Source organism: Candidatus Brocadia sapporoensis (assembly GCF_001753675.2).
Lineage (GTDB): Bacteria > Planctomycetota > Brocadiia > Brocadiales > Brocadiaceae > Brocadia > Brocadia sapporoensis.
This window is the reverse complement of record NZ_MJUW02000045.1, coordinates 1-5,085: the sequence shown is the minus strand read 5'-3', so window position 1 is coordinate 5,085 and position 5,085 is coordinate 1. Positions and strand designations below refer to the sequence as shown.

6 protein-coding genes are annotated in these 5,085 nt (G+C 43.1%); 3 read left to right on the top strand and 3 right to left on the bottom strand.

The features are described from left to right. Window positions 1-1,111: 1,111 nt before the first annotated feature. The 3 genes from BIY37_RS04250 to BIY37_RS04245 are packed head-to-tail and all read right to left on the bottom strand — an operon-like array spanning window position 1,112 to window position 1,981. Window positions 1,112-1,531: a DUF72 domain-containing protein gene (locus BIY37_RS04250; protein ID WP_080324842.1), complete on the bottom strand. Its 420-nt coding sequence runs from the start codon at window positions 1,529-1,531 to the stop codon at window positions 1,112-1,114. Window positions 1,532-1,567: 36 nt separating this feature from the next. Continuing rightward, complete coding sequence (locus tag BIY37_RS13375) at window positions 1,568-1,708, bottom strand: hypothetical protein (protein ID WP_179129279.1); 141 nt, start codon at window positions 1,706-1,708, stop codon at window positions 1,568-1,570. Window positions 1,709-1,720: 12 nt separating this feature from the next. Next, window positions 1,721-1,981, bottom strand: coding sequence for a hypothetical protein (locus tag BIY37_RS04245; RefSeq protein ID WP_070066594.1), 261 nt, complete (start codon window positions 1,979-1,981; stop codon window positions 1,721-1,723). A 254-nt stretch (window positions 1,982-2,235) separates the two neighbouring features. On the opposite strand from BIY37_RS04245, the gene BIY37_RS04240 reads away from it, so the two are divergent. The 3 genes from BIY37_RS04240 to BIY37_RS04230 all read left to right on the top strand — a co-directional run bounded on the left by BIY37_RS04240 (window position 2,236) and on the right by BIY37_RS04230 (window position 4,853). Next, window positions 2,236-2,700 (top strand): DUF6941 family protein, encoded by a 465-nt coding sequence (locus tag BIY37_RS04240; protein WP_070066593.1) that lies wholly within the window; start codon window positions 2,236-2,238, stop codon window positions 2,698-2,700. Between the two features lies 1 nt (window position 2,701). Further along, window positions 2,702-4,282 carry a B12-binding domain-containing radical SAM protein gene (locus BIY37_RS04235; RefSeq protein WP_070066592.1) on the top strand — a complete coding sequence of 527 codons (1,581 nt, stop codon included), beginning with the start codon at window positions 2,702-2,704 and terminating at the stop codon, window positions 4,280-4,282. Window positions 4,283-4,397: 115 nt separating this feature from the next. After that, on the top strand, window positions 4,398-4,853 hold the full coding sequence (locus BIY37_RS04230) for a hypothetical protein (protein WP_070066591.1): 456 nt from the start codon (window positions 4,398-4,400) through the stop codon (window positions 4,851-4,853). The last annotated feature ends 232 nt before the right edge of the window (window positions 4,854-5,085 follow it).

Here is a 5,085-nt window from a genome sequence, read left to right as displayed (position 1 = left end):
GCTATAATAATGACATCCCTTCGGGATTACAGAATCAATATTTTGTTCACTCATCGTGTTTGTGAGCGAAAGTACGCTGAATAGTTACGATTTTACTGCTTAAAACGGGATTTAAGTAAAAACCCAAAACCGGAAAATGGGGCACTTCTGATGAGTGCAAAATCACGATAGCAGTATAGCAAAATACTTAGTGCCGGGACGAAAGGACATTTTTTTGCCATTTCGACCGTAAGGAAAAATCTTCAAACCCCACAATTTCAATACTCAAAAGATTTCTTACTCCGCTCGAATGACATTTTTGATAGTTTTCGTTCAGACACTTCGTTTTCTATCGAAAGATGCTGTAAAGTTAATGGAGAGTATAAGCATCGTTAGGAGTCGAGTGTGGAAAGAAGGAAGGGAAGAGAGGTTTGAAGAGATATTGTCAGTTGTGGATTGGACAATAGCAGGTATTTACGGGGAATGTGAGGACAGGATCACGTTATGTCCTCGATTACAGGGTGGCACGGACAAACTTTGTTTGTCCGTGTGATACATTCTAAATCCGTGTGTATATTCAAACAACATGGACAAACAAGCCACCCTGCAACCCGCTCAAATAAAATGAAAATTCCTATACAATAATATTTATGGGTCTTCTCCTAATCGGGTGGGCAAAAACGAGAGGAAAAAGTCGTAGACCCCCATAAATTACCGTGTATTATGCTTGTTTTGGCATTTAAAAATGTGATATAAAGCTGCATGAGAAAAAGACGGTCGCGGTGTGATGCATATCACTTTCCTGGTTTTAAACCGCAGCGCAGGGTATCAGGCATTTTTGGTGATCCCAACGCCTTAGTGATAAAGCTCTCCCTGGAGGAAAAAAACTATTTGCGGCATATGCAACTGGGTTCACAACACTTTCTACGACAGCAAGGATAGATAAGTTCGCGATCTATCCTGCGGCAATGAGCACGTGTACATCGAACGTGAGGTTCGACGCATTTTTTGTCCGAGTTGCAACAAGGTAAAACAAGAGGAACTGGCGTTCCTTGCAGACAACCCTTTCTACACCAAAGGGAGAAGACCTATTTTTAAAAATCATCTATCCATTTGTAGGGTTGGAAATACCCTATTCCTTAATTAACTTTAACATCTCAATGGCATTTTTAACCGACTTTCCTGCGTGGCAATTATTGAACATAACTAAGGTCTTACTGATAGTGCCGGATATTTTCTTTATGTCGGGTACAAAACTCTTCAACTCATCGGGAGCGTACAGATAGTCGTATCGTTCTGCTACGGATGCATGAAACCAATTCGGATTCCTACCGTGAAACCTGAAGTATCCCAGGCCGGTTGTTGTCGTTGGATTATACGGCATAAGACCTTTGAGTTTTGGTTCATCAACGATACAGTATCCAATATTGTTCTCTTTGAGAAATGACAGACCTCTTTCGTTATGCCAGTAATAGTTCCTAAATTCCATTACGAGCGGTATATCTTTAATCCTCTCTTTAAATATTCTCAAATAGTCATAGTTTTCTTTTATCGCATGTTACCACGATAACCGTAACGCATTACCAGGCTATTTTTCATAAAGTGGTTTTGGGTTGCGATAGGCGCTTAGGTCAACTGGGCCGGCATCCACGTAACTATTGACATTTGCATTGAGATTCAGGTTCTTCTTCGGCTCAATACGATCCTGCGGGCCTTCAAGGATCTGCATTGCCGCCTTTACTCACAACTTTTGAATTTCAGGGTCATTGTCACGAGACCTTAAAACCTGCTCTGCAATATCCATGTCATGCTTTGCCACCTTCTTTGAAATCTTCAAAAGCTTGGGGTCCGTCAAGGCGTGCTGCTTGATTTTTCCCTCAGGATTATTAGGCGCAATCACTGAATTTCCCTTGGATTCAGCCAGCTTATAAGCCTCGCCCATGGACTTGCCGGAGTTGTGAAGGATTTGAAACGTCTCGGCTTTTTTCGTTGTTATGCCCATATTTTACGGCCTTTCTTCACCTTTTTTTATACTTCCTTTAACTATGTTTATCAAGCCGTTTCCAAGAAAATAACATACATAATAAAAGGCATCAGATAGTGTGTATCGGACAGGGGGGCTAAGAGGGGGTGGGGGGATATCTCTCCTATCCCATGTCATACTTATGTCGTATCAGGTGATAAAAAAATATCAAAACAGGTAAAAACCCTTATTAATATTTTATTGATATTATCCAAAACAACGATAAGATAATTATGCAGAATAATCATTTTGATTTAATTAAAAAAGAGGTTGGAATGCTGCCGGTAAAACCAGAGATTATATCTTTTCTCATTGCAGATATGCTTATTCAGGAAAAGGGCACCAACAAGTGGAGCGCCATAGGGATTTTCGACAGGATCCGCGCTGCCGCTTTCCCGTATGTACATCCTGGCTTGTCTCTTTACGTTCGCCTGGCAGATGCAGAGGGGAATTACGATGTTCGTGTAGAGTTCTGTGATAATAACGACCAAATATTGGCCCTGTTTGAGGGGATACGCTTGTCCATCCAATCCCGGCTATATCACCCGGACATAGCAATAAAGACGGCAAATTTGCCGATACCAAAACCAGGGAAATATTATTTTAAACTTTATTTCAACGGTGCATTTTCAAAAGGTTTTCAGTTGGATGTCGAAGAAATACCCACGAAAATACATGGAGAACAGACCGGAAAATAATATGTCCGTGATCTTATTAGAGCACCCGCGCCCGGCGAATCCGAAAAGACTGGAGGAAGTGGTTAATGCGCCACTCTCTGCCTGCCTCTTTACTGGCTATATTACCTCATTGTTACGTAAAAATGAGATAGAGGTTGAAATTGTCGATGCCCATCTTTACGACTGGTCATTTGAGCAAACAACCTCATACCTCGCAAGAAAGGCCTTCCGGCTTTTATGTGTTCACACAATTTATCTGTGGGAAAAGACACAAAATGTCTTTGATCTGCTTTCAAACCTGAGATCCGCCGGGGTAACAGCCCATATCAATCTCTATGGATACTATCCCACGTTTGCCTATAAAAACATTCTTGGGCGTTTCTCTTGTATCGATTCTGTAACTGTTGGTGAACCCGAAATGACCATTCTTGACCTTGCACGGCGCCTCTTGTCGGAAGGGGATATATCATCAGAAAAGCATGTCCAGGGGTTGGCCCTCCGGGAGAGCAAGAGTAATGTTGTTTTTCATCCTCGCCCGCCGATCCATGACCTCGACCAGCTTCCCTTTCCGGACAGACAGGACGTCTCCCTTTTTCAGGAAAAGGGTATTATGACGTACATCCAGGGAAACCGGGGGTGTTACGGACAGTGCACCTTTTGTTATCTCAATCCCTTTTACGGTGAAATAAGCCAATGGCGTGGCAGGTCTGCGAAAAATATCTTTGATGAAATCTTCAAATTATATACGAATCATGCCATTACGAATTTTTATTTTTCCGACGCCAATTTTTTTGGCCCGGGAAAAACCGGGAAAGAACGGGCAATAACCCTTGCAGAACTTATCCTCTCCGGCAATCTGGATATTTCCTTTGGTTTTGAGTGCCGCGCAAATGATATTGAGGAGCATTCCATTTCACGGCTCGTCATGGCAGGCCTTACCAATGTTTTTCTCGGTCTGGAGAGTGGTGACCCGGCGTCGTTGAAGCGGATGAGAAAACATCTTACCGTTGATGAAAATAAAAAAGCCATTCAGTTGTTGCGAGAGTACGGCATTGAACCAACCTATGGTTTTATCATGTTTGATCCTTATTCCACGCTGGAGGGTGTACGGAACAATTATGAATTCCTGAAAGAAATGGGTATTATGACCACTCCTGCTGTGACTGCCCACCTGCTACATCACCGGCAAACCCTTTTTCAGGGGACACCGGATTACCAGATGATGATACCGGAACCAACCTGTACCGGACAGGATTTCGTATGTTCAAACTATGATGCCCCCTATACGATAAAAGACCGGAGGGTCGCTGCATTCTCAGAGATTATCGCTCATATCTGCGGCGCCGCTCTTTCATTACTCCCAAGAACCTTTGACTGCGCAACCCATGCGTCCGCGGCATTCACCATGGATACGAAAACAGGACTTGTTATGCTTAACCATGGGTTGATCGCGATATTTGAAAAGACCCTTCAATATTTTGAAAATAATAAACACTCTCACAGCCAGGAAGTAATTCAGGAAATGAGTCAAAGACTGACACACGAGATCAGGACGTTAGTGGAACCGTACTCTTTGTTGCACGCAGGAAATGCATTACTATAGCGTAATCAAGCAGGCCTTTTTCGCGCCAGTTACATACAGATGCACGCATTTTTACAAAGACGAAATGGTTACAACTTTTGGTTCACAGAAAATATGATGAAAGGAAATATGTGTTATGAAGGAAAAGAGAAGACCAGACCGGTCTGATTTGGAGGCTGTCAGAAGTCAAATACTGGATTTTGCCTGTGCAAAGCATGATTTTAAACTTGAATCTGAAGACTTTCCCTTTGATGGGAATTGGAATGGAGTGTTTCTCATAAAATTCCGGGATAACCCGGAATCTGACCGATTATACTGCGAGGTGCCGTTGGGTGAATACTTCATCCGGTTTGGGCTGGATTTGGAACTCGATGAGCAGGTCTGGCGGAAAACGCATGAAGATATTCTTAGAGAGGCATCGGGATACGATGTGGCAATTTATCCGTCGCACGCACCAGAGGACGGGAAATTGCGCTGCCGGTTGTCTCTGCGGGCATGGGTTCCTAATTTTGGACAACGCATCTTTGGGCTGACCATTTCAACCCTCATAGATTGTAAAAAGGCAATTCTATCTATGCTTGCCCTGGAATAGTGACACAAACCATGAAGGAGCGCCTGCTCTATGCACAAGGGGCAATGGGTTATTGTTTACCGATGGTACAGCCGTCATTGGCGCAACTCGTGTTACTTTATCGGAAAATATAGGCAAAGATTTTCGTAACTATTCAGCGAAACGGATGGTGAGAGAGAATAATTTCTCAGAATAGTCAGGAGCCGATAGGGAAAACGGGCAGACGGGAAAATCCCGAAGGGATGACATGATT